Genomic DNA, 24729 nt, shown 5'->3' on the forward strand with positions numbered 1-24729 from the left:
ACGCTCGGCGGGTGACCTGGGAGTGGGACGCGACCCTGTACGCCGGCAGCGCCCCGCACTACGTCCGCGGCCGGCTCCCGTACCCGGCGGCGCTCGGCACGGCGTTCGCCGCCGAGCTGGGGCTGGACGGCTCCGGGCGGCTGCTCGACGTCGGCTGCGGTCCGGGCTCGCTGACCGTGGTGCTGGCGCCGTACTTCGCCGAAGCGGTCGGGCTCGACGCGGACGCGGACATGCTCCGCGAAGCCGCGCGGCGCGGCCCCGGGAACTGCCGGTGGGTGCACCGGCGCGCCGAAGAGCTGCCGGCCGGGCTCGGGGAGTTCCGGCTGGTGACGTTCGCCCAGTCGTTCCACTGGCTGGACCGGCCGCGCGTGGCCGCGGCGGCGCGCGGGATGCTGGCACCGGGCGGCGTCCTCGCCCACGTCCACGCGACGACGCACGAAGGCGCCGAAGGATCGGTGCCACGGGCCGAAATCACCGAGCTGATCCGCAAGTACCTCGGCCCGGTGCGGCGCGCGGGCCGGGGTTCGTTGCCGGAGGGGACCGCCGGCGGTGAAGCGGAGATCTACCGCGCCGCGGGGTTCACCGGGCCGCGGCGGTTCGAGGTCCCCGGCCGGGCGGTCACCCGCACCGCGGACGAGGTCGTCGCGAGCGTCTTCTCGTTGTCCAGCGCGGCACCCCACCTGTTCGGTGACCGGCTGCCGGAGTTCGAAGCGGAACTCCGGCAGCTGCTGCGTGGGCCGTTCACCGAGCGGTTCCGCGAGATCGCCGTCGACGTCTGGTCGCCGGTCACCAGGGGTTGTTGAAGTCCTCGTCTTCCTCGACGGCCGCACGGGGGCGGCGCGCGGGCCGCGGCTCGTCCCGGACCGGCCGCGGGGCCGGGCCCGGCGGCGGCGCGAACCCGCCGGGGCCGGGGTACTCCTCCGCGTCGAAGGCCGACGCCGGCTCGGCGTGCGACCGGTCGGTGCTCCAGCCGGACTTCGTCTTGCGCTGCGCGACTTCGCGGATGTGCTGCACGTACCGCTCGGCCGCCTGGACCTGCTTGGTCATGTACTCCTGCGAGCGGGCCTTGATCTCCTCGCCCTGCTGTTCGCGCAGGGCACGCCGATCGGCCTGCTCGCGGACGAGAGCGTCCAGCTCCGCCTTCATCCCGGCGATGTCGCTCATGCGTCTCCTTACCAGGTCCGGCGGGCGGACGGCGGGTCTTCGTCGTCGTTGAGGGAACCGATGATCCGGCGCCCGGGCTCGCCGAGGTTGTCGAAGACGGCGCCTTCGATCCGGTAGGCGGGCGACTTGCGTTCGGTGTCTCCGCCGCCGGCGCCGTGACCGCCCATGGCCCCCATGCCCGGCATGCCGCTCATCGACGAGCCGGGAGCCCCGTTCGCCCCGGCGGCCGCGGGCGCGAACGCCGCCGCGGGCTGCGGCTGCGCGGCCCCGATGCCGGTGTGGGCGCCGCCGGACACCGGCGAATCGCCGAGCCCCGGGCCGCCCGCGTCGAAGCCCGCGCCGGTGACGCCGTGCGAGCCGCCGCCGATCCCGGCGGGCGACGGGCTGCCCCCGCCACCGTGCCCGCCGCCGCCGTGGCCGCCGCCGCTGTCGCCGCCGTGCCCGCCGCCGCCGTGTGCGCCGTCGCCGTCGCCGCCGTGCGGTTTGAGGTCGTCGAGGGTGCCGCGGTGGGTGGGCAGGTCGTCGTCGAGCTTCTTCGACGGCGTGTCGCCGAGCGCGTCCGAGGGCTTGCCGTCCTCGCCGAGGGTGTAGGTCGTCGGCTTGCCGGTGCCGTCGTCGACGGTGACGACCGTCGGGCCGTCCGCGCCGTCGGGCCGCTCGGCGGTGATCTTCAGGTCGCCGTCCTGGATGTGGATCTTGCCGTCCGGGCCGGGGCGGTAGCAGTCGTCGTCCGTCCCTTGTGGACCGTCGGTGGACTTGCCGCCGTCCGACCAGTCGAGCTTGAAGTCCTTCGGGTCGCCGGGTCCGTCGCCGACCTTGATGTCCATCTTGCCGTCGCGGTCCGGCTCGGTCATCTCGAAGGTCTTGTCGCCCTGCTTGACCTTGAGGACGTCGGGGTCGTCGTCGCCCTTGCCGTCCTTGTCGCCGAGGAGGCTGTCCGGCTTGCCGTCGCCGTCGGTGTCCAGACCCGTGTCGCCCGGCTCGGTCTTGATCGGGTCGCCGTCGAGGCCCTTGAGCGCGTCGGCCGCCTTGTTCTTGGCGTCCTCCGCCGCTTTCTCGGCCGCCTCCTTGCCGTCGTCCGCGCCTGAATCGCCACCGGCACCGTCGCCGGACTCCGTCTCGATGCCGGGGCCGCTGAACTGCTTCAGCGCGTCCGCCGCCTTTTGCTTGGCCGCTTCGGCGGCGTCCTGACCACCCGCGGACGACGACGGCGAAGTGTCGCCGGAGCCCGAGCCGCCGCCCAGGCCGCCCGCGCCTTCGCCGGACTCCGTCTGGATCCCGGGACCGCTGAACTGCTTCAGCGCGTCCGCGGCCTTCTGCTTGGCTTCCTCCGCGGCCTGGGCCGCCTGCTGCTTGGCCGCCTCCGCCTGGGCCGCTCCGTCGTCCTGGCCGCCGCCCGAGCCGGAGCCGCCGCCGGCGGAACCGCCGCCACCGGAGGAGCCGTCGGGGATGGACGGGATCGGCCCGCCGCCCCCGGAGCCGCTCCCCGAACCACCGCCTGAGCCCTCCGCGCCGCTGGGCAGATCGGTTCCCGAGCCGCCGCCCGGCACACCGGACCCCGAGCCCGTGTCGGGGATCGGCGGCACCGTGCCACCGGAGCCCGAACCCGAGCCACCGCCCGACCCGCCACCCGAGCCACCCGCGCCGTCGCCCGAACCGAACCCGCCGCCGGAGCCCGACCCGGCCCCACCGCCCGAGCCGGACCCGGAGCCGCCACCCGAACCACCCGCGCCGTCACCTGAGCCGAAACCGCCGCCCGAGCCGGATCCGGCCCCACCGCCCGAGCCACCCGCGCCGTCACCCGAACCGAAACCGCCGCCCGACCCGGAACCGGAACCCGAGCCACCCGGCCCGCCGCCGGTGCCACCGGTCGCACCAGGCCCACCCGTGCCCGAACCGCCGGGCAGCGACATGCCCTCGAACTCGTTCTTGATCCCGCCCATGACCTTGTCGAGGGCGTCGTAGGCCTGGTCGACGAGGTCCTTCGTGTCCTTGCAGGTCTTCTCGAAGCCCTTGTACAGCCGGTCCCACATGTCGGGGTTGAACTGGTTCTGGATCCACTGCTTGGCCAGGTCCTGGCCGTGCTTCTTGATCTCGTCGCCGTCGCAGCAACCCTGGTCGTTGAGCGTCTTGACCAGGTTGGTGCCGAAGTTGAGGTCCATCCAGCCCGCGATCTGGGCCAGGTCCTCCTCGTTGCCGTGCTCGCCGCTGGCGACCGCGACGACCTTCTGCGCCATCGTGTAGTCGGCCTTGCCGACCAGGTCGGTGTACATCCCGATGACGGCGTCGGCCTTGCCCTTGCACAGCTGGAACACCGTCGTGGCGGTGTTCTTCGTGGCCTCGCTCGCGTTGCCGAGCGTCTGGGCCAGCTTGGCGGCCTTGGGCTGGATCTTGTCGTTGTAGGTGTCGGACGCCGCGTCGGCGCCCGCGCCGCTCCACGTCTGGTAGAGCGTGCCCAGCTGCGAGCCGGTGTCCTGCACCGTGCGGTCCACCGTCTCCGAACCGCGCTTGAAGTGCGCGGCGTCGGCGACGAAGTCCGCGAAGCTGATGCCGCGCTGCTCGTCGAACGGCGCGCGGATGTCCTTGTCGAGGTCGAGCGCGCGGGTGTTGCCGCGGCAGTCGTCCGGGATCTTCGCCAGCAGCGAGCCGAACGTCTCGAACAGCTTCAGCGCGGGCGCGGCGGCGTCGAAGATCTCGTCGGACGTCTTCGTCCCGCTCGTGGTGCCGTCGTCACCGGCGGCGGGCGGCTGGGTGCCGTCGAGCTTGCCCTTGCCCTCGTCGACGGCCTTCTTTTCCTGGTCTTCGTTGTAGGAGTTCTGGTCGCCGCTCTGCTTGGCCTTGTCGAAGGCCTCGTCGACCGACTGCCCCGCGAAGAGCGGGTTGGCGTTGTACGCGGTCGCGTACTTCTCGGCTTCCTGCCGCTTCTGCTTGATCTCGTCGGGTTCCTGGTCTGCCAGGAACGGCGGCGGTGGCGGGTTTTCCCGCAGCCAGCTGCTGATCAGCGCGCTCTTCTGCGCGGCGGGCACGCTGGGATCGTCCAGCAGCGCCTTGACGTCGGACCACTTCTTCTTCTCGTCGGCCATCAGAGACTGCCCCCGGCGTTGGTGATCGCGCCGGACTGGTTGTCTTCGTTGGCGCTGTAGCTCGACCCGGCGGTGCCGAGGTTGGTGCCGAACGACCCCAGCGTGCTGCTGTAGCCGGAGACCGCGGCCCACAGCGCTTGCGCGCCCGCGGTGTACTTCGTCGCGTGGGTGCCGTGCGCCCGGCCGAACTTCTCCGCGGTCACCTGCGAATTCTGCAGGTCCGGGTTGTCGTCGAGCAGGTGTTCCGCCAGGTCACCGATCGTCTTCGAGGCCGTCGACAACGCCTCGGTCGTCGCGGTGTACCCCCCGCCGCTCATTTCAGCGCCTCTCCTGTAGCTCCGCCAGTTCCCAGGGCTTCCGCGAGCACGGCGGCCACCGATCCCACGTCGGTGAACCGGTCGAGCTGGTCCAGCTCGATCGTCACGCCGTAGTAGACCTCCAGCGCCGCCAGCAGCTTGATCCGGCCTTTCGAGTCGATGCCCAGCTCCTCCAGTGGCGCGTCGGGCTCGACGAGGGCCGGGTCCAGCCGGAAGGTCTCGCTGACGACCTTCGTGACCTCGGCGCGGTGATCACCCACGGTCGCCACCATAACGTGCCTTCGCGGCCGACCGGGCGACCTTCCCGCTGGAGGTGCGCGGAAGTCCACCGGAAGGGACCAGATGCACCCTGCGGAGGGTGAGCCCGTGCTCGGCGGACACCGCGCGCAGCACGGCCCGGGTCACTTCCTTGACGTCGGCTTCGGCGCCGCGGGCCCATTCGGCGACCACCACCGCGCCCTCGCCGTCGTCGTCGGTCACGCCGAACGCGGCGACGCGGTCGCGCCGGACGGCCGGGTGGGCTTCCCCGGCCGCGGCCTCGATGTCCTGCGGGTGGAAGTTGCGGCCGTCGATGACGATGAGGTCCTTGAGCCGCCCGGTGACGTAGAGGTCGCCGCGGTGCACGACGCCGAGGTCGCCCGTGCGCAGCCAGCCATCGAGCCCGTCGAGGGTGGCGCCGAACGCCGAGGCGTCGCCGCGGCCCCAGTACCCGGTCGCGACGTTCGGGCCGTGGACCCAGATCTCGCCGACGGCGCCGTCGGGCTGCTCGTGTCCGTCGTGGACGATCCGCACCCGCTGCCCGACCGGCCGACCGACGGACACCAGCTCCTGCCCGTCGACGGTTTCGACGGCGTGCCCCTGCGCGAGGGCCTCGCGGTCGAAAACGGCGCCGCGCGGCCCTTCCGGCCCGGCGCTCGCGACGTACACGGTGGCTTCGGCGAGCCCGTAGGACGGCCGGTACGCCTCGCGCCGGAACCCGTGCGGGCCGAAGACCGCGAGGAAGCGCTCCCCCGTGGCCGGGCGGACGGGTTCGGCGCCGTTGAGCGCGACCCGCACGTCCGAGAGGTCGAGGCCGTCCTCGGCGCCGGCGTCGGCCGCGAGGTCGTAGGCGAAGTTCGGGGCCGCGGTGAAGACGGCGGGGTAGTCGGCCAGCTGCCGCAGCCACCTCGCGGGGCGGTGCACGAACTCCGCCGGCGACATGAACACCGCGCGGCCGCCGGCGAAGACCGGCAGGCACAGCAGCTGGATCAGGCCCATGTCGTGGAAGAACGGGATCCAGCCCGCGCAGGTCGTGCCTTCGTCGACGGCGTACGCCCGGCCGCCCTGCCAGCAGGCGGCGACGATCGCCCGGTGCGGGATGACGGCGCCCGCCGGTTCGCGCGTCGACCCCGACGTGTACTGCAGGTAGGCGGGCGTCTCCGGGCCGGCGAACACCGGATCGGCGCCCGGCCCGGTCAGCTCGTCCACGACGACGACGGGGTCGTGCGCGGGCAGCCGTCCCGCCACGGCCGACGACGTCAGCCACACGCGCGCGCCGGAATCGGCCAGCACCCCGGCGAGCCGCTCGGCCTGCGCGGCGTTCGACGGCGGCATCAGCGGGACCGCGACGAGCCCGGCGGCGAGCGCGCCGAAGAACGCGAGCGGGTAGGCCAGCTCCTGGCCGGCGAGGACCGCGACCCGCTCCCCCGGCTCGGCGGCCCGCCGCAGCTCCCCCGCGACGACCCGCACCCTGGCGGCGAACTCGGCCCAGGTCAGCGTGTGCTCGGCGGCGTGGGTGTGGTCCTGGTGGGTGTACAGCGGCCGGGGGTCGTCGGCGCGGGCGAAGAGCCGCTCGACGATCGAGACGCGCAGGACGTCCTCGGGCACGGTCACCGGCGCGGTCGGACGGGGCACGCAGCGGAACCTACCGCGCGGCCCGTCGGCCGCCGCGGTGCGGGTCAAGCGTGCGCGGCAGACCGGAGGACGCGGCGACGCCGGCGGGATTCGCCTTGCGGTACACGGAGTTCTGCGGCGCGAGGCGCGGGGTTTCCGGTACCTTCCGGGCATGGCCGCTCCGGAAGCACTGGTCTCCGCTCTCTCGGACCCCGAACGGCTCCTGCTGTTCGCCCGCATCTGCGCCGCGCCCGAGGGGCTCGCGGCGGGCGAGGTCCCGGCCAAGCTCGTCAGACGGCTGACCGACGCGGGCCTCGTGACGGCGGACGGCGACCACTACCGCGCGGTGCCGGGCGTCTTCCGCGAGGCGCTCGCGAAGGGCCCGGCCGACCCGCTCGACGGGCTGTTCCGGCACGGCAGGCTCGTCGCGATCCCGCATTCGGGCAAGCGGCGGCAGCTGCTGCTCGCCACGCTGGCCGAGCGGTTCGAGCCCGGCCGCCTCTACACCGAGCAGGACGTGCGCGAGAAGCTCGTGATGGTCCACGACGACCACGCCACCCTGCGCCGCTACCTGATCGACGAAGGCCTGCTGCAGCGCAGCAACGACGGCGGCGCCTACGGCCGGCCGTCGGAGGCCCGCGCGGCCGGCTGAGCCGCGGGCAGGTCGAACAACGCCAGCACGGCAGGATCGGCGAACACGACGTTGTGCGCCACGCCCGCTTTCGCCACGGTGAACACCTGCAGGGTGTGCAGCCGGTACACCCCGGCGTCGTCGCGGCAGTACGCGACCAGCGCGGGCTGGCCGTTGGCCGTCGTGCGCGTCATCCGCCAGTCCGGGCCGCGCATCGCGAACAGCCGCTCGAGGAACCGGCCGTAGTCCGCGCGGCCGCGGAACCACAGCGGCACCGGCGGCATCTCCATGACGACGTCGTCGGCCAGCAGCTCGACCAGCCCGGCGACGTCGGCGCGTTCGAACGCCGCCACGTACCGGTCGAGGACCGCGGCGACCGCCGCGTCGGCCGGTTCGGCGACCTCCTCCACCGTCACCCCGCCGAGGCCCGCGCGCGCCCGTTGCAGCGCGCTGTTGACCGCCGCCGGGGTGGTGCCGAGGAACCCGGCCACCTCCGCGGCGCTGAACTCCAGGACGTCCCGCAGGATCAGCACCGCGCGCTGCTTCGGCGGGAGCTGCTGCATCGCCGCCAGCAGCGCCAGCCGGAGCGTGCCCCGGCCGGGGTCGTCCGAGCGCGCGTCCGGGAACGGCTGCAGCCACGGGATCTCGAACGACGGCGTCAGCGGCGCGGCCGGGTCGTCGCTCGGGCGCCCGAGGCCCGACGGCAGCGGCCGCCGCGCCCGGCCTTCCAGCGCGGTCAGGCACGCGTTGGTCGCGATGCGGTAGAGCCAGGTGCGCACCGAAGCGCGCGCCGGGTCGTAGCGCGGCCACGCCTTCCAGGCGCGAACCAGCGTTTCCTGCACCAGGTCCTCCGCCTCGTGCACCGAGCCGAGCATGCGGTAGCAGTGCGCCAGCAGCTCACGGCGGTACGGCTCGGCGGCCAAGGCGAAGTCCGGCATCGGCGTCCCTCCCGCCGGGAAATCTACCGGCGGGGCGGGCGCGAGCGCTCAGAGGTCGTCGAAGTCCTCGGGCCGCAGGCCGTCGAGCTCGGCGCGGAACCGGGCGACCTCGGCCTCGGTGTCGAGCACGTCGGCGGCCGGCCCTTCGGCCTCCTGCTCGACCTCGAGCTGCACGGACGCGACGTCGAGCACCTCTTCGGCGACCCGGATCGGCGCGCCCTGGCGCAGGCCGAGCGCGACCGCGTCGCTGGGGCGGGCCGACACGCGGGTGCCGGAGGCGAGCACGAGGTCGGCGTAGAAGATGCCGTCGCGCACCTCGGTCAGCTCGACCGCGGCGACGCCCTGCCCGAACGCCGCGAGCACGTCGCCGAGCAGCTCGATCGTGCCCGGGCGCGGCTGCGCGATCTGTTCCCGCGCCCGCACCAGTGCTTCGGCCTCGCCGTAGCCGATCATGATGGCGAGCCAGCGGCGGGCGCCGTCGGGTTCCCGGAGCAACATCAGGGGCGCCTCCCCCGGCACCGGAACGGCCATCCCCACGACCTCGATCGGGATCACGCTGACCACCGCACCCTCCGTGTCAAGAGTCCTCCGCGCGCCAGGTACCCAGAATGTCCGGACCGCAACCCGGTTCGGCGCGGGGTTTTTTCAAGGCGGGCTCTCCTGGGCTGCGGACAACGCCGGGATGCCTTGCCCGGGCGCCGGGAGCGCTGTCACCGTCGGGGGGTGGAACCGACGATTTCGCGCAGCGTGACCGTCCCGGCCGGCGCGGGCACGGTGTGGTCCTGGGTCACCGACCTGCCGCGGATGGGCGAGCTGAGCCCGGAGAACGTCGGCGGCCGCTGGCTCGACGGCACCGGCCCGGCGCTCGGCGCGCGGTTCCGCGGCCGCAACGAAAACGGCGCCCTGCGGTGGTGGACGCGGGTGCGGGTGGTCGTGTTCGAGCCGGAGCGCCGGTTCGCCTTCGACGTGCGGACGCCGTTCGGTTCGCGGGTTTCGCGCTGGGAGTACGTGCTGACGCCGGCGCCGGGCGGTTGCGTGGTGACCGAGAACTGGTACCGGATCGGCAGCTGGATCGTGCGGAAGTTCATGGGCCCGCGGGTCACCGGCCGCGCCGACCGGCCCGGGTACAACGCCGAGTCGATCGAGTACACCCTCGCGGCGCTCAAGGCGCGGGCCGAGGAGCAGGCCGCCGCCGCGTGAGCTGGGTCGCTCCGAACAGGTCAGTCTCTTGTTGAAACTCACGTTCTCCGGCTAGGTTGCTTTTTCGAACCTAGGAGGGACATGACCGACACCGCGCCGAAGCCCGGCCTCGTGCTGCTGGTCGTCTCGACGGCGGCGTTCCTCGCCAGCCTCGACACGTTCATCGTCACCATCGCCTTCCCCGGCATCCGGGCCGCGTTCCCCGGCGACGACCTGGCGACGTTGTCGTGGGTGCTCAACGGCTACACGGTGCTGTTCGCCGCGTGCCTCGCCCCGGCCGGGCGGCTGGCCGACCGCTACGGCCGCAAGCGGCTGTTCCTCGCCGGGGTCGCGGTGTTCACGCTGGCCTCGGCCGCCTGCGCGGCGGCGCCGTCGATCCCGGTGCTCGTCCTGTTCCGCGCGGTGCAGGCGGTCGGCGCGGCGCTCGTGATGCCGACGTCGCTGGCGCTGCTGCTGACGGCGTTCCCGCCGCACCGGCGGCCGCTGGCGGTGGGTGTCTGGGCGTCGGTGGGCGCGGCGGCCGCGGCGCTCGGCCCGCCGGTCGGCGGCCTGCTCGTCGAGGCGTCCTGGCGCTGGGTGTTCCTGGTGAACCTGCCGATCTGCGCCCTGACGCTGCTGGCGGGCCCGCGGGTGCTGCGTGAGTCGCGCGACACCTCGACCGGCGTCCCGGACCTGCTCGGCGCGGCCGGCCTGCTGGTGGGCGTGGGCGCCCTCGCCTACGCGCTGGTCACCGCCCCGGACGACGGCTGGGGGTCGGCCGGCGTCCTGACGGCGTTCGCGGTGGCGGCGCTCGCACTGGCGTGGGTCCCGTGGCGTTCGGCGCGCCACGCCGTGCCGGTGCTGGACCTGCCCGCCCTGCGCGTCCCGACGCTGTGGCTGGCGTGCGCGACGACGGGCGTGTTCGCGGCCGGCTTCGCGGCGATGCTGTTCGGCAACGTGCTGTTCCTGACCTCGATCTGGCACGACTCGATCCTGGTCGCGGGCCTGTCACTGGCCCCGGGCCCGCTGATGGTGGTCCCGGTGTCCATCCTCGGCGGCCGCTTCGTCCACCGCTTCGGCCCGGGCCCGGTGGTCGCCCTCGGCGCGGTGTCGTTCGGCGCGGGGGCGCTGATCTGGGTGCTGCGCATGGACGCGACCCCGGACTACGCGGCGTCGATGCTGCCCGGCCAGCTGCTGACGGGTGTGGGCGTGGGGTTGATCCTGCCGAGCCTGTCGGGCGTGGTGGGCACGGTCCTGCCGCCGTCGAGGTGGGGTGCGGGGTCGTCGATGGTCACGACGCTGCGGCAGGTCGGCACGGTACTGGGGACGGCGGTGCTGGTGGCGGTGTTCGCCGGGACACCGGACCTGGCGGACTTCCGGCACGGGTGGCTGGTGGTGGTCGCGACGGCGGCGGCGACCGGCGCGGGCGGCCTGCTGATCGCGGCACGGCGGCGCACGGACCACTACGCGGAGCCCCAAGCCCCGTCCAGTGCCGCGAGCCCGTCGTCGATCCTCTCCACCGGGATCGAGCCGTAACCGAGCACCAACCCGGGTTGCGGAAAACCGCCGCACAGATCGGAAAGCGTCTGCACCGCCACCCCCGCGGCGGACGCGCGGGCGGCGATCGGCTCCAGGTCGGTGTCCGCCAGCGCGCACAGGTGCAGGCCCGCCGCCGACGGGACCACCCGCAGGCGGTCCGCGAACCGGCGGTCCAAAGTGGACACCAGGCGCTCGTGCCGTTCCGCGTACACCTTCGTCGCCCGCCGCAGGTGCCGCGCGAACAAGCCCTCGTCGACGAACCGGGCCAGCGCCGCCTGCGCGGCCAGGTCGCCGTGCCAGTCCGAAAGCTGCCGAGCGTGGCACAACGCTTCCCGCAGCGACGCCGGTGCCACCAGGAAACCCAGGCGCAGCATCGGGAGCAGCGTCTTCGAGAACGACCCCACGTACGCCACCCGCCCGTCGCGGTCCAGGCTCTGCAACGGCTCCAGCGGCCGGTCCGAAAACCGGAACTCGCTGTCGTAGTCGTCCTCGACCACGAGCGCGTCCGCGCGCGACGCCCACGCCAGCAGGGCCGCGCGGCGGGGCAGGGACATCGGGGTGCCGAGCGGGAACTGGTGGGACGGCGTCACGTACACCAGCTTCGTGCGCGGCGGCAGCGCCGAGACGTCGAGGCCCTCGCCGTCCACCGGCACGCCGACGACTTCGGCGCCGTGCGAGGCGAACAGCAGCTTCGCCAGCCGGTAGCCGGGCTCTTCGACGGCGACGCGGTCGCCCGGCGACAGCAGCACGCGGCACAGCAGGTCCAATGCCTGCTGCGCGCCTTGGGTGACGAGGACGTCGTCCGCCGCCGCGCGCACCGAACGCGAAACGCCCGCGTGCCGGGCGATCGCCGAGCGCAGGGCCGGGTGGCCTCCTGGGTCGGCGTAGTGGGCGACGCCGGCCCGGAGTTCGCGCGCCAGGAAGCGCCGCCACGTTTCGAGCGGGAACAGCCCGGCGTCGGGGATGCCGACGCGGAAGTCGAACCGCGGCGCCTCGGCGAAGGCGGCGACCGCGGGCGGCAGCGCGCGCCAGACCGGCTTCGGGCGCGGTCCCGCCGCCGAGGGTGCCGAACGACGTCGAGGTGCCGGCAGCGAATCGGACACGTATGTCCCGGCGCCGACGCGGCCGGTCAGGAAGCCGTCGGCGGTGAGGCGGTCGTAGGCCACCGCGACGGTGTTGCGGGAGACGGCCAGCCGCCGGGCCAGTTCGCGGGTCGGCGGGAGCCGCTCCCCCGCCCGCAGCCTGCCGTCGAGGACGGCGTCGCGCAGCTGGCGGTAGATCCGGACGCTGAGGTCGCCACGCCCGGCCAGGCTGACGTGGAAGTCCATCGCCCGACCCTACATTGGCCCAACGCACGAGGTCATAATTGGATCTGGGATCGAGCCAAAGCTCGCTCTACCGTCAGTTCCATGACGAAGACCCCGGACCGGTTGCTCGCCGCCGCCCAGCTGGCCGGCTCGCTCGGCGACGGCGCGTTCCTGACGTGCTCGGTGCTGTTCTTCACCCGGATCGCCGGCCTGACCCCGGCGCAGGTCGGGCTCGGCCTCACCCTCGGCTGGGCGGTCGGCTCGGTCGCCGGCGTCCCGCTCGGGCACCTCGCCGACCGGCACGGCGCGCGCGGCTCGGCCGTGCTCCTGGCGCTGGCCACCGGCGCGTCGATCCTGACGTTCCTGCTGGTCCGCTCGCCGGTGCTGTTCGTGCTCGCCGCCTGCCTCTACGGCAGCTGCCAGACCGGCCTGGCCGCCGCCCGCCAGGCCCTGCTGGCCGCGCTCGCCGACCCCGAACGCCGGACGCGCATCCGGGCACGGCTGCAGTCCGCGGGCAACGCCGGGCTCGCCGTCGGCGCCGGCCTGGGCGGGCTCGCGCTGTCGGCCGACACAGCGTCGGCGTACCTGACGGTCTTCGTGCTCGACGCCGCGTGTTTCGCGGTCACCGCGGGACTCCTGCTCGCGCTGCCCGCCGTGGCCCCGTCGGCGCCGCGCACCGGCGAGCCGAAGCTGGCCGTGCTGCGCGACCGCCCGTACGCGCTGGTGACGCTGCTCAACGCGATCCTGTTGCTGCGTATGCCGTTGCTGAGCGTCGCGATTCCGCTGTGGATCGTCGAACGCACGGCCGCGCCGGGCTGGACGGTGTCCGCGCTGTTCGTGCTCAACACCGTCGTGGTGGTGCTGCTGCAGGTCCGGGTGGCCGGTCGGCTGGCGAGCATCGGCTCGGCGGCGCGGATGGTCCGCCGGTCCGGGGTACTGCTGCTGGCCTCTTGCGTGGCCTTCGCGGTGTCGGCGTCGGGGACGTCGCCGTGGATCGCGTTCGCGGTGCTGGTCGTGGGGGCGCTGGTGCAGGTGGCCGGCGAGATGCTGCAGTCGGCGGGCTCGTGGGAGATCGGCTTCGCGCTGGCGCCGCCCGACCAGCAGGGCCAGTACCAGGGCTTCTTCGGCACGGGGGTGTCGGTGGCTCGCGCGATCGGGCCGGTGCTGCTGTCCACCGTGGTGATCGGCTGGGGCCTGCCGGGCTGGCTGCTGCTGGGCGCGCTCTTCCTCGCCGCGGGCTGGGCGATGGGCCCGGCGGCCCGCTGGGCCGAGGCCACGCGCCCGGTCCGGCCAAAGGCCGCACTTTCCCTACGAAAGTGATCCGGAGTGTGCCCCTCCACATCACTTTCCCTACGAAAGTGACGGCTACTCGCTGGGCTGGGGTGGCGGGGCCTGGTGCAGGGAGAGGTCCGTGCCGGCGGCGGAGTCCTGGGTCCAGGCGCCGGACTCCGCCGTCCACGTCTGGCCGGCGAAGCTCACCTTGTCCACGCCCAGCGCCTCCGCCCGGCCGACCAGCCAGCTCGCGTACGTCCAGCCCTGCGCGGCCGGGTGGGCACCGCTCAGCTTCGCCGTGCCCAGCTCCGCGGTGGCCGTCGCGGCGAGGTCGGCCGGGGCCGCGAGGGTCAGGTTGCGGCAGGTCAGCGTGGCCGGGAACTGGCCGGTGAACGCCGCCGCCATCGCGCGGGCCTGCGACTCCCACTGGGCGTAGGCGTCCGGCACCCCCGACCGCTGGATCTCCTGGGCGGCCTCGGTGATCGGCAGCGTCTCCCAGCCGGGCAGCTTGTCGAGCTTCTCGTAGAACGCCGTCGCCGCGTAGACGGGGTCGCGCAGCTGCGCCACCGTGCCCCAGCCCTGGCTGGGCCGCTGCTGGAACAGCCCGACCGAGTCGCGGTCACCGCCCTCGAGGTTGCGCAGCTTCGACTCCTGCAACGCCGTGGCCAGCGCGACGGTCGCCGCGTGCGGGGGCAGGCCCAGCTTCGTGCCGACGGCCGAGATCGTCGCCGCGTTGTTCATCTGCTCCGGCGTGAACGTGTAGCCGTTCTGCCCCGGCTGCGCCACCGTGCAGCCCGGCGTCCGCACCGGGCTGCGCGTCAGCACCACCGCCACGACGATCCCCGCGGTCAGCACCACGACCGCCCCCAGGAAGATCGCCACCTTCAGGCCACACCCGCGCACCCTGCCTCGCCTTCACCCGTTCGCACCAGTCTGCCAAAAGCAGGACGCGGCACGCCGGGTGGAGGTTCAGGCGCCGAGGAAGATCGGGTTCGACAGCGCCACCATCGCGTTCGGCACCGTCGTGTTCGGACCACCGGACGGGCGGCGGACCTCGACGCGCACCCACCGCGAGTACCGCGGGTACGTCGTCCAGGTGACCGTGGCCGCGCCGGCGTCGCCGACCGTCTCGGTGTGCTCCGGGCCGAGCTGGTCGAGGAAGGTGACCGTCGTGCCGGGCACGCCGCCGACCACGGCTCGCACCGTCACCGGCTCCCCGGTGCCGAGCGGCAGCCGGTCGCCGATGCCCGCGGTCCGGCCGCCGCCGGACGCCGTGAAGTCCAGCTGGACCGCGGCCGACTCGGCCAGCCACGAACGCCCGGCCTTCAGCCCGGCCAGGAGCTCCTTGCGGCGCAGCCGGTCGGCGAGCACGACCGTGTGCGGCAGCGCGACCCGCTGGTCCGGGTTGTGCGCGTCGGAGTCCCCGATCGCCGGGATGAACCGGCCACCGCGCAGCAGGCCGTCCCAGTGGATGACGCTGGCTTCGTCGTCCTGGGTCCACGGGCCGTTCCAGACCTCGACGAGGTCGGCGATCTCGTACGCGAACTCGTAGGTGCAGCCGAAGCAGTTCGCGAACGGGTGCGCCGCGGTGACCAGGCCGCCCGCGCGGTGCACCTGGTCGGTGAACCGGCGGAAGTCCTGGGGGTCGGCCGCGCGGTAACGCCAGTCGATCCACGTGCCCGCGGGCAGGCCGATGGCGGGCCAGTGGCCGGACCGCGTCGTCACCTCTTCGCCGTTGAGGATCAGCAGGTCGTCGGTGGCGTACTGCCCCCAGACCAGCTGCGAGCTGGACGTGTTGTGGTCGGTCGAGACGATGAAGTCGAGGCCGGCGGCGCGCGCGTCGGCGACCAGCTGCTCCGGCGTGCGGCGGCCATCGGAGTGGACGGTGTGGAGGTGGCCGTCGCCGCGGTACCAGGCGCGGCCGCGCTCCCGGGCGGGCGCGGTCTCCGGCGCGGGCTTCGGGACGAACGGCGCGGCGTCCGGCCCGAAGGTGAGCGTGATGTCCACCTGGTAGTTCAAGCCCTGCGGCGCGACGGTGTACGGGCCGAGGATGACGTGCCAGCGGCCCGGCTTGATCGGACCGGCGAGGTAGCCGGGCGTGGCCTCGGACGCGCTGATCGAGAACCGGTCGCGGAAGCCGCCGGACCAGCCGCGGAAACCGCGGGCGTTGCCCAGTTCGTGGCCCTCCGGCCCGAACATCCCGATGTCGCAGGCGTTCCCGCGGGTGCCGGCCGGGACCGGGGGCTTGTCGTAGGAGTAGACGACGTCGATCTGCCGCACCCCGCGCGGGACGTCGACGGGCAGGTAGTACCAGTCCGGGACGTCCGGCTTCAGCGTGCCGGTGACGGTCCGGGTCTGGCTGCCGGCGCCGCCCGGCTGGTCGGCGAACGCGACGCCGGGCAGCATCCCCATCGCCGCCCCGGCCGCCGCCACGCCGCTCGCGCGCAGCAGCGCGCGGCGGCTCAGGTCCCCAGAACTCATGCGTACCTCCGCATCGAAAGACGACCCGACGCTAGGCCGCGAACGCGAACGCGAACGAGAACCGGCGGTGAACTTTCGGCGCGGGACGCCCGCGTCCGGTCAGGACCTGGCGCGCCGGGTGAGGATCTTCGCGAGCGCGACGACGGTGACGGCGGCGGCCAGCCCCAGCCGCGTGACGTCGGTCGCCGGCACCCACGTCACGCCGCCGCCCCGGACGACGAACGCGCCCGCGGGCCGGGCGAACACCCCGAACCCGGCGCCTTCCCGCACCGGCAGCGCGCCGGTGTCGCCGCCACCACCGCCCCCGCCGCCGAACACCGCCGCGGCCGGGATGACGACGACGCCGTCCCGCTCGACGGGCTCGCCGTAGACGAGCTTCGCGGAGAACAGGTCCCGTGCCGACGCGGCCAGCTGCCCCAGTTCCATCCCGCCATCCTGGCCGCACCGCGCGGCCGCGCGCACCTCCCTCCGGGCCAGGGTCCCGGCAAAGTCGCGGCGGTCTGCCCGGCGGCGGCTTCGCCGACGTCTTGAATGACTCATTCAGGTCTTCGGAGGTCCTGAATGAGTCATTCAAGACACCGCAGGGCCGGGCTGTCCACTGTGGCCGGTTCCGGCTGACCGGGTGGCGGCGCCGGGCGGGAATCGCCCACGGAATCGGTGCAGCGCTGAAAAAATTGCGCTGAAGGTGTGGCAAAAAGATGTATCCGAAAGCTTTCACCGGATTCGGCGGTAGCTTCGCACCGCACGAATCCGTTCGGTCCGCGGGGAGGAACCATGGCTTTGCTGAAGGACGGCGCCGGCACGGCACCACCGGGGGTGCCCGCCGCGGCGCGGACGCTGACCTCGGCCGATCCGTTCGCCGCGACCGGGATCGCGGCCGACCGCGGCGCGAACCGGTACGGCGTCTGCTCGATCGAAGACTTCCCGCCGGGAATCACCGACCTCTCCTACACCCACGAGGACGCCGGCGGTTTCTACAATTACGTCAAACAGTTCACCGCGCCGAACTTCTGGTACACCGACGGCGGCGTGCTGTCCTGGATCTACGGCGAGCAGTACGACGACTGGCAGGGCACGTACGGCTTCGACGCCTGCGTCGCCGAGTACCACTCCGGGCACGGGACCATGGACGGCAACGGCGTGTTCTGGATGCCGATGGGCGGCACCTGGGGCGGCTCGGCCTGGGCGAGCTCGGCCGACATGCGGCTGGGCAACGAGGTCGCCCGCTACCTGTTCTTCTCGACGTGCCTCTCGCTGCGCATCGGCGACGGCAACAGCCCGATCCGCACGTGGGACGCGGCGAACCTCGGCCTGCGGATGATCTTCGGGTTCGAGTCCACCAGCGTGGACAGCCCGAACTACGGCGCGTACTTCTTCAACAAGTGGAACGGCAACGGCCACAAGTTCAGCAAGGCGTGGCTGGACGCGTCCTGGGACATCGACCACCACCAGGCCCCGTCGGCCGTCGCGTGCGGGGCGACGCAGGCCGAGGCGCAGGACCGGCTGTGGAACGAAGGGACCTTCTGGACCACCGCCGCGTCGAAGAACTGGTGGTGGTGGACGTGGTACGACGCCGCCCGCAGCATCCGCGAGGCCCGCCTGGAGCTGCCCGGTGCCGCGCAGACGGCCCGGTTCGCGCCGCGGCGGCTCTCGCCGGCGCAGCTGGGTGAGCTGGCCGGGCACTACGGCGTCCGGCTGGGCGGCGGGCTGCCGGAGGCGATGGGCCCGCACGGCGTCGTGCTGGGCGCCGACCAGGGCGGCCCGCGGCTGAGCGTGGACCACCGCGGCGTTCGCGAGATCACGTTCGCCGAGGCCGACGGCAGCGGCCGGGACGCGCCGAGCGCGGCCGAAGCGGTCCGGATCGCCCAGGACGCCGTCGAGACGTTCGGCCTGGCCGACCGCGTCGACCTCGTCGCGGACAAAGTGCGCCACCAGTACCACGCGGGCGGCACGCCCGAGGAGATCGCGGAACCGCGCGTGCGCGAGACCCACGTGGTGTTCACGCAGCTGGTCGACGGCCGGCCGGTCGTCACGCCCGGCCTCGGCGAAGTGCGGGTCAGCATCGACGGCGGCGGCACCGTGACGACGATCGTCGACGCGACCCGCGAGGTCGACCGGCTGACCGCCGGCGCGCCCGCGGCACCGCCGTCCGCGCGCGAGCCGGTCCGTGAGCCGTCCACTGTGGACGAAGCACTGGACGCGCGGCTGCAGCGCCTGCTGCGCCGCCTCTCGGCGGGTGGCCGCGTGCCCGCCGAGGTCCGCGAGGTCCCGGACTCGACGGCGGTCGGCTACGCCCTGCGCGGCGACGACGGCACGCCGTGCGTCCGGCGCACGGTCGAAGTGGACTGCGGCGAGGGCCTGGCGAAGCGGTACGTGCTGGAGGCGCCCCTGCGGTGAGCCACCGCCGAGACGGGACGGGCCGGCACCCAGTCGGGGGGTGCCGGCCCGTCCGCTGCCCGCAGACCGGCGGCGACGCGGACGCGTGAACCGGCTCGCGCTGAGCTAGCGTCGCGCGTCGCAAGTTGCCTTCCACGTTCGGGGCGAGCGCCCCAATGTGGCGTTCGGTGCGTCCAACGCACCCAATGTGGCGTTCGGTGCGTCCAACGCAACCAACGCCACATTGGGGCGCATCGGTGGGCCGCTGTCAACGGACCTCGGACGCACGACACTAGGTCCCCTTCAGCCCGGCGGGACCACGTGCCCGCAGACCGGCGGGGACGCGGACGTGTGAACCGGGTGTATCCGGGGCATTAACAACGGACACCTGATTTCCACGGGGAGCGCGTACCGAGGGGAGACCGCGATGACCTTCGACTTCGTCGGCCGCTGGCTGGGCCGGCACCGTGAACAGCCGGGCGTCACGGTCGACCTCTCGTGCGGTGGCCGCGTGACGCTGCGCGAGGTCGACGGGCGCCCGGTGCTGGCGATCACCACCGCGCCGGGGCCGGACGGGCGGTGCGAGGTCGCCGCCGTTCCGTTGTCGGACGCCGAACGCCGGGAGCTGGGCCAGGTCCTCGATCCGGCCGCCCTGCTGGCTTCCTGACCGGGGCCCCTACTTTCGCGGATCCGGATGTTTTCCGGGTCGGACCCGCCGTAGGCTGCGCACCGTGCTTTGTGGCAGCCCTCGCGAGAAACGCGGTCCCGGCAGTGTGGCGCGGGTCGCTTTTTGTGGGGTTCCCACAACGCAGCCGCCTTGGCATGCGCCATGGCGGACATTGGTCTACCCCGCGGTAATCCAGCAGGGTGTAGACAGGTGCAGGCGACGCTCCAGGACAGGTGCGTCGCCTTCTGTGCGTGGGTACTTGGGAGGCTCAGCCGGTGTTCAGTCGTGTCGCCATCGTCAACCGCGGAGAGGCCGCGATGCGGCTCATCCACGCCGTCCGGGACCTGTCGGCGGAAACCGGGACGCGGATCGAGACGGTGGCCCTCTACACCGACGCGGACCGCACCGCCACGTTCGTCCGTGAGGCCGACCTGGCCTACGACCTCGGTCCGGCTTCGGCCCGGCCCTACCTCGACCTCGCCAAGCTCGAGCAGGCGCTCGTCGAGACGAAGGCCGACGCCGCGTGGGTCGGCTGGGGCTTCGTCGCCGAGGACCCGGCCTTCGCCGAACTGTGCGAAAAGGTCGGTGTCACCTTCGTCGGGCCGAGCGCCGACGCGATGCGCAAGCTCGGGGACAAGATCGGCGCGAAGCTGATCGCCGAAGAGGTCGGCGTGCCGGTCGCGCCGTGGAGCCGCGGCGAGGTCGCGACCCTCGAAGCCGCGCTGGAAGCCGGCGACCGGATCGGCTACCCCCTGATGCTCAAGGCCACCGCCGGCGGCGGCGGGCGCGGCATCCGCATGGTGGCCTCCGCCGAAGACCTCGCCGAGGCCTACGAGCGCACCAGCCAGGAAGCCCTGCGCGCGTTCGGCTCCGGCGTCGTGTTCCTGGAGCGCCTGGTCACCGGCGCCCGGCACGTCGAGGTCCAGGTGATCTCCGACGGCGAGACGGCGTGGGCGCTCGGCGTCCGCGACTGCTCGGTGCAGCGCCGCAACCAGAAGATCATCGAAGAGTCCGCCTCCCCGGTCCTCGCGCCGGAGCAGACCGCCGAGCTGAAGGCGTCGGCCGAGCGGCTCGCGGTCAAGGTCGGCTACCGCGGCGCGTGCACCGTCGAATTCCTGTACCACCCTGGCGAGAAGCTGTTCGCCTTCCTCGAGGTCAACACCCGCCTGCAGGTCGAGCACCCGATCACCGAGATCACCACCGGCACCGACCTGGTCAAGCTGCAGCTGCACGTCGCGGGCGGCGGCAAGCTCGAAGGCACCCAGCCCGCCGAGCTCGGCCACGCGGTCGAAGCCCGCCTCAACGCCGAAGACCCCGACCGCGACTTCGCGCCCTCCCCCGGCCGCATCGCGCGCCTCGCCCTGCCCGCCGGCCCCGGCATCCGCGTCGACACCGGTGTCAGCGAAGGCGACACCATCCCGGCCGACTTCGACTCGATGATCGCCAAGATCATCGCCTACGGCCGCGACCGCGACGAGGCACTCGGCCGCCTGCGCCGCGCGATGGCCGAGACCACCGTCATCATCGAAGGCGGCGCCACCAACAAGAGCTTCGTGCTCGAACTGCTCGACCAGCCCGAGGTGATCGACGCCAGCGCCGACACCGGCTGGATCGACCGCGTCCGCGCCGAAGGCCGCCTGGTCACCCACCGGCACTCCGCGATCGCGCTCGCCGCGGCCGCCATCGAGGCCTACCAGGACGAGGAAGAGATCTCGGTCCAGCGCCTGCTCTCGACCGCGCACGGCGGCCGCCCGCAGGTGCAGCACGAAAGCGGCCGCCCGCTCGACCTCAAGCTCCGCGGCGTCGGCTACCGCGTCAGCGTGGCCCGCGCCGGGCGCAAGCGCTTCCGCGTCGGCGTCTCGGCGGGCGCGTCGGACGTGCACCACGCCGAGGTCGAGATCGACCGCTTCGACGCCCACAGCGGCCAGATCCGGGTCAACGGGCGCCGGTTCCGCCTGGTGTCGGCCACCCACGGCCCGATCCACCTGGTCGAGGTCGACGGCGTCACCCACCGCGTCAGCCGCGACGAAGGCGGCGTCGTCCGCTCGCCGGCGCCCGCGCTGGTCGTCGCGACGCCGCTGTCCGTCGGCGACGAGGTCGAGGCGAACGCGCCGATCCTCGTGCTGGAGAGCATGAAGATGGAGACGGTGCTGCGCGCGCCGTTCCGCGCCCGCGTCCGCGAATGCCCGGTGTCCGTCGGCAGCCAGGTCGAGACCGGCGCCCCGCTGATGCGCCTGGAACCGCTGTCCGACGGCGCCGAGGACGAGGCGGCCGAAGAGACCGAGACCGTCGAGATCGAACTCCCGTCCGTGCCCGACGGCGTTTCCGCGGCCGAGCGCGTCGAGCGCGGCCTGCAGGACCTGAAGAGCCTGCTGCTCGGCTTCGACGTCGACCCGGCCGAGCGCAAGCGGCTCGTCGCGGCCTACCTGGAGGCGCGCACCGAACTGGGCAACCGCCCGGTCGAAGGCGAGCTCGACCTGCTCACCGTCTTCGCCGACCTGTCCGAGCTGAGCCGCAACACCCCGGGCGGCGAGCTCGACACCGAGGCGAACAGCGCCGTGCACAGCTCGCGCGAGTTCTTCCACAGCTACCTGCAGAGCCTCGACGTCGAACGCGCCGGCGTCACCGAAGGCTTCCAGGCCCGGCTGCGCCAGGTGCTCGCCCACTACGGCGTCACCGACCTCGACCGCACGCCGGAGCTGGAGGCCGCGGTCTTCCGGATCTTCCTGGCGCAGCAGCGGATGGCGGCCGACGTCGCCGTCGTTTCGGAGCTGCTGCGGCAGTGGCTGACCGGCGCCCCGCCGGCGGAGGCGCTGAGCGAGCGCGCCGGGCTCACCCTGGAGCACCTCGTCGAGGCCACGCAGGTGCGCTTCCCCGCGGTGTCCGACCTCGCCCGCGGTGTCGTGTTCCGCTGGTTCGCCCAGCCGCTGCTGCGCCGCCACCGCGCCGAGGTGTACGCCGCCGTCCGCACCGAGCTGCGCTACCTCGACCAGCACCCGGACGCGCCGGACCGCGCCGACCGGATCCAGGCGATGATCACCGGCTCCCAGCCCCTCGTCCGGCTGGTCGGCCAGCGGATCGGGCGCCCGGGCCGCGACCACGCGCCACTGCTGGAAGTGCTGACCCGCCGCTACTACGGCAACCGGCGGCTGTCCGGGGTCGCGGTGCGCGACGCCGGCGGCTCCCGGTGGCTGACCGCCCGGCTGGACACCGCCGACGGCGTGCTGCCGCTGGTCACCACCGCCGTCGACTTCCCCGCCCTGCCCGCGGCCCTCGACGCGCTCGGCGAGGTCGCGACCGAAGGCGCCGTCGCCGACCTGTACCTGCGCTGGGAGGACCAGCCGGACGTCGACGCGGCCGCCGCGCGGCTCGGCGAGCTGCTGGCCGAGCACCCGGTGCCCGCGAGCGTGCGGCGGGTCGTCGTCACCGTGGCCGGCACCGGCGGCGCGGTGATGCACCACCACTTCACCTTCGAGCGCGACGGCGAGGCCTTCGCCGAAGACCGGCTGATCCGCGGCCTGCACCCGCAGATCGCGCAGCGCCTGCAGCTGCAGCGCCTGCGCGAGTTCGACCTCACCCGGCTGCCGTCGGCGGACGAGGAGATCTACCTCTTCAAGGCCGTCGCGAAGACCAACCCGGCCGACGAGCGGCTGATCGCGATGGGCCAGGTCCGCGACCTGACGCCGTTGCGCGAGGCCGACGGCCGCCTGGTCGCGCTGCCCGCGCTCGAGGACGCCGTCACCGCCTGCCTCGACGCGATCCGGAACATCCAGGCGCAGCGGCCGCAGAACAAGCGGTTCGACACCAACCGGATCATGATGTACGTCTGGCCGCCGACCGAGCTCACCACCGACGAGCTGAACACGCTGGTCCAGCGCATCCTGCCGACGTCGGTGGGCGCCGGGCTGGAGGAGGTCCAGTTCCTGGCGCGGCGGCGCACCGACGCGGGCAAGCTGACCGAGCTCGCCGTCCGGATCACCTTCGACCCCGGCCACGGCGCGCGGCTGCACGTCGACCACCCGTCGACCGAGCCGGTGAAGCCGCTGGACGAGTACCGCCTGAAGGTGCTGCGGGCCGCGCGGCGCGGGACGGTGTACCCGTACGAGCTGACCGACCTGCTCGCCGGCCCCGGCGGCACGTTCACCGAACACGACCTCGACTCCTCCGGCGCGCTGGTCCCGGTGGACCGGCCGAAGGGCAAGAACACCGCCGCGCTCGTGGCGGGCGTCGTCACCACGCCGACCGAGCGGCACCCCGAAGGCGTCACGCGGGTCGTGCTCCTCGGCGACCCGACGAAGTCGCTGGGCGCGCTGTCGGAGCCGGAGTGCTCCCGCGTCATCGCGGCGCTCGACCTGGCCGAGCGGATGCGCGTCCCGCTGGAGTGGCTCGCCCTCTCCTCGGGCGCGCGGATCTCGATGTCCTCGGGCACCGAGAACATGGACTGGGTCGCCGCGGCGCTCAAGCGGATCGTCACGTTCACCCAGGACGGCGGCGAGATCAACATCGTGGTCAACGGCATCAACGTCGGCGCCCAGCCGTACTGGAACGCCGAAGCGACGATGCTCATGCACACCAAGGGCATCCTGGTGATGACGCCGGACTCGGCGATGGTGCTCACCGGCAAGCAGGCGCTGGACTTCTCCGGCGGCGTGTCGGCCGAGGACAACTTCGGCATCGGCGGCTACGACCGCGTGATGGGCCCGAACGGCCAGGCGCAGTACTGGGCGCCGAACCTGCCTGCCGCGCGTGACGTCCTGATGGCGCACTACGAGCACACCTACATCGCGCCGGGCGAGTCCGGGCCGCGGAAGGTGGCCACCACCGACCCCGTCAGCCGCGACGTCTCGACGTTCCCGCACGCCGTCGTCGGCAGCGACTTCACGACCGTCGGGGAGATCTTCTCGGCCGAGCACAACCCGGACCGCAAGAAGCCGTTCGACATCCGCACCGTGATGCGCGCGCTGTCCGACCAGGACCACCCGGTGCTGGAGCGCTGGGCGGGCATGGCGGACGCGGAAACCTCGGCGGTGCAGGACGTGCACATCGGCGGCCGGCCGGTCTGCCTGATCGGCATCGAGTCGCGGTCGGTGCCCCGCCGCGGCTTCCCGCCCACCGACGGCCCGGACACCTACACCGCGGGCACGCTCTTCCCGCGCTCGTCGAAGAAGACGGCCCGCGCGATCAACGCGGCGTCGGGCAACCGGCCGCTGGTGGTGCTGGCGAACCTGTCGGGCTTCGACGGCTCGCCGGAGTCCCTGCGCAAGCTGCAGCTGGAGTACGGCGCGGAGATCGGCCGGGCGATCGTCAACTTCGAGGGCCCGATCGTGTTCACCGTGATTTCGCGGTACCACGGCGGCGCGTTCGTGGTGTTCTCCAAGACGCTCAACCCGAACATGACCGTGCTGGCCCTCGAAGGTTCGTTCGCGTCGGTGCTGGGCGGCGCCCCGGCGGCCGCGGTGGTGTTCGCCGGCGAAGTCAACAACCGCACGGCGAACGACCCGCGGGTGGCCGAGCTGCAGGCCCGGGCCGCGGCGGCGGGCAGCGCCGAGCGGGCGGCGCTCAACGCCCAGCTGGCCGAGCTCCAGTCGTCGGTCCGCGCGGAGAAGGTCAGCGAAGTGGCCGCGGAGTTCGACCGCGTCCACAGCATCCAGCGCGCGGTCGAGGTCGGCTCGGTGGACGCGATCATCTCGGCGGCCGAGCTGCGGCCGCGGATCATCGAGGCCATCGAGCACGGCCTGAAGAAGTAGCTCGTTCCGGACGGGGCCGCACTTTCACGTGAAAGTGCGGCCCCGCCGCGCGCCGGGCGGATCTCCTGACTCGCGACTTTCGGGGGTGTGCCGGGTTTGCCCGCACCGACACACTGTGCGTGCCGGTGCGGTGACCAAGGGTTCCCGCCGGACCTC

General features: G+C 73.4%; 19 protein-coding genes. 8 read left to right on the plus strand and 11 right to left on the minus strand.

Features of this window, described 5'->3' with window-relative positions; all coding sequences use genetic code 11:
• Positions 1-11 precede the first annotated feature (11 nt).
• Entirely contained in the window at positions 12-803 is a 792-nt protein-coding gene (locus EIY87_RS11290; RefSeq protein ID WP_225439820.1) for a class I SAM-dependent methyltransferase, read from the plus strand.
• Here the strand turns inward: EIY87_RS11290 and EIY87_RS11295 are convergent.
• Genes EIY87_RS11295 through EIY87_RS11315 form a run of 5 tightly spaced genes read right to left on the minus strand, consistent with a single transcriptional unit; the run spans position 787 to position 6457 of the window.
• Positions 787-1164 carry a hypothetical protein gene (locus EIY87_RS11295; RefSeq protein WP_125307649.1) on the minus strand — a complete coding sequence of 126 codons (378 nt, stop codon included), beginning with the start codon at positions 1162-1164 and terminating at the stop codon, positions 787-789. The two genes, EIY87_RS11290 and EIY87_RS11295, sit on opposite strands and share 17 nt — an antisense overlap.
• A gap of 8 nt (positions 1165-1172) precedes the next feature.
• Positions 1173-4247 carry a WXG100 family type VII secretion target gene (locus tag EIY87_RS11300; RefSeq protein ID WP_125307650.1) on the minus strand — a complete coding sequence of 1025 codons (3075 nt, stop codon included), beginning with the start codon at positions 4245-4247 and terminating at the stop codon, positions 1173-1175.
• Positions 4247-4564 carry a hypothetical protein gene (locus EIY87_RS11305; RefSeq protein ID WP_125307651.1) on the minus strand — a complete coding sequence of 106 codons (318 nt, stop codon included), beginning with the start codon at positions 4562-4564 and terminating at the stop codon, positions 4247-4249. Before EIY87_RS11305 ends, EIY87_RS11300 begins: the two co-directional genes overlap by 1 nt.
• Positions 4561-4824: an acyl carrier protein gene (locus EIY87_RS11310; RefSeq protein ID WP_191984048.1), complete on the minus strand. Its 264-nt coding sequence runs from the start codon at positions 4822-4824 to the stop codon at positions 4561-4563. The genes EIY87_RS11305 and EIY87_RS11310 overlap by 4 nt, the downstream gene beginning before the upstream one ends.
• Complete coding sequence (locus EIY87_RS11315) at positions 4817-6457, minus strand: fatty acyl-AMP ligase (RefSeq protein ID WP_125307652.1); 1641 nt, start codon at positions 6455-6457, stop codon at positions 4817-4819. The genes EIY87_RS11310 and EIY87_RS11315 overlap by 8 nt, the downstream gene beginning before the upstream one ends.
• Before the next feature lie 151 nt (positions 6458-6608).
• On the opposite strand from EIY87_RS11315, the gene EIY87_RS11320 reads away from it, so the two are divergent.
• Positions 6609-7088 (plus strand): DUF2087 domain-containing protein, encoded by a 480-nt coding sequence (locus EIY87_RS11320; RefSeq protein ID WP_191984050.1) that lies wholly within the window; start codon positions 6609-6611, stop codon positions 7086-7088.
• Here EIY87_RS11320 and EIY87_RS11325 read toward each other — a convergent pair.
• The gene (locus tag EIY87_RS11325) at positions 7052-8005 is read right to left on the minus strand and encodes a sigma-70 family RNA polymerase sigma factor (RefSeq protein WP_125307653.1); all 954 of its coding nucleotides are present in this window, start codon (positions 8003-8005) and stop codon (positions 7052-7054) included. The two genes, EIY87_RS11320 and EIY87_RS11325, sit on opposite strands and share 37 nt — an antisense overlap.
• A gap of 48 nt (positions 8006-8053) precedes the next feature.
• A complete protein-coding gene (locus EIY87_RS11330) occupies positions 8054-8569 on the minus strand; it encodes a bifunctional nuclease family protein (protein ID WP_125307654.1) in 516 nt (171 codons plus the stop codon).
• A 159-nt stretch (positions 8570-8728) separates the two neighbouring features.
• Between EIY87_RS11330 and EIY87_RS11335 the strand changes: the two genes are divergently transcribed.
• Both EIY87_RS11335 and EIY87_RS11340 read left to right on the plus strand, forming a co-directional pair.
• Entirely contained in the window at positions 8729-9205 is a 477-nt protein-coding gene (locus tag EIY87_RS11335) for an SRPBCC family protein (protein ID WP_191984051.1), read from the plus strand.
• An 81-nt stretch (positions 9206-9286) separates the two neighbouring features.
• On the plus strand, positions 9287-10720 hold the full coding sequence (locus EIY87_RS11340; RefSeq protein ID WP_125307655.1) for an MFS transporter: 1434 nt from the start codon (positions 9287-9289) through the stop codon (positions 10718-10720).
• On the opposite strand, the gene pdxR is transcribed toward EIY87_RS11340, so the two are convergent.
• Positions 10648-12051, minus strand: coding sequence for a MocR-like pyridoxine biosynthesis transcription factor PdxR (gene pdxR, locus EIY87_RS11345; RefSeq protein ID WP_125307656.1), 1404 nt, complete (start codon positions 12049-12051; stop codon positions 10648-10650). The two genes, EIY87_RS11340 and pdxR, sit on opposite strands and share 73 nt — an antisense overlap.
• 81 nt (positions 12052-12132) lie before the next feature.
• On the opposite strand from pdxR, the gene EIY87_RS11350 reads away from it, so the two are divergent.
• Entirely contained in the window at positions 12133-13350 is a 1218-nt protein-coding gene (locus tag EIY87_RS11350) for an MFS transporter (RefSeq protein WP_125307657.1), read from the plus strand.
• Between the two features lie 45 nt (positions 13351-13395).
• On the opposite strand, the gene EIY87_RS11355 is transcribed toward EIY87_RS11350, so the two are convergent.
• From EIY87_RS11355 to EIY87_RS11365, 3 genes are all read right to left on the minus strand, one after another.
• Positions 13396-14184, minus strand: coding sequence for a hypothetical protein (locus tag EIY87_RS11355; protein ID WP_225439821.1), 789 nt, complete (start codon positions 14182-14184; stop codon positions 13396-13398).
• Positions 14185-14271: 87 nt separating this feature from the next.
• Complete coding sequence (locus tag EIY87_RS11360) at positions 14272-15783, minus strand: CehA/McbA family metallohydrolase (RefSeq protein WP_125307658.1); 1512 nt, start codon at positions 15781-15783, stop codon at positions 14272-14274.
• A 99-nt stretch (positions 15784-15882) separates the two neighbouring features.
• A complete protein-coding gene (locus EIY87_RS11365; RefSeq protein WP_125307659.1) occupies positions 15883-16209 on the minus strand; it encodes a hypothetical protein in 327 nt (108 codons plus the stop codon).
• Positions 16210-16557: 348 nt separating this feature from the next.
• Here EIY87_RS11365 and EIY87_RS11370 point away from each other — a divergent pair, with 348 nt between their 5' ends.
• From EIY87_RS11370 to EIY87_RS11380, 3 genes are all read left to right on the plus strand, one after another.
• Positions 16558-18180: a DUF6345 domain-containing protein gene (locus EIY87_RS11370; protein ID WP_125307660.1), complete on the plus strand. Its 1623-nt coding sequence runs from the start codon at positions 16558-16560 to the stop codon at positions 18178-18180.
• A 406-nt stretch (positions 18181-18586) separates the two neighbouring features.
• Positions 18587-18826 (plus strand): hypothetical protein, encoded by a 240-nt coding sequence (locus tag EIY87_RS11375; RefSeq protein ID WP_125307661.1) that lies wholly within the window; start codon positions 18587-18589, stop codon positions 18824-18826.
• A 275-nt stretch (positions 18827-19101) separates the two neighbouring features.
• Positions 19102-24573, plus strand: coding sequence for an ATP-binding protein (locus EIY87_RS11380; protein ID WP_125307662.1), 5472 nt, complete (start codon positions 19102-19104; stop codon positions 24571-24573).
• The last annotated feature ends 156 nt before the right edge of the window (positions 24574-24729 follow it).

Origin of the sequence: Amycolatopsis eburnea, assembly GCF_003937945.1 — a bacterium.
GTDB lineage: Bacteria > Actinomycetota > Actinomycetes > Mycobacteriales > Pseudonocardiaceae > Amycolatopsis > Amycolatopsis eburnea.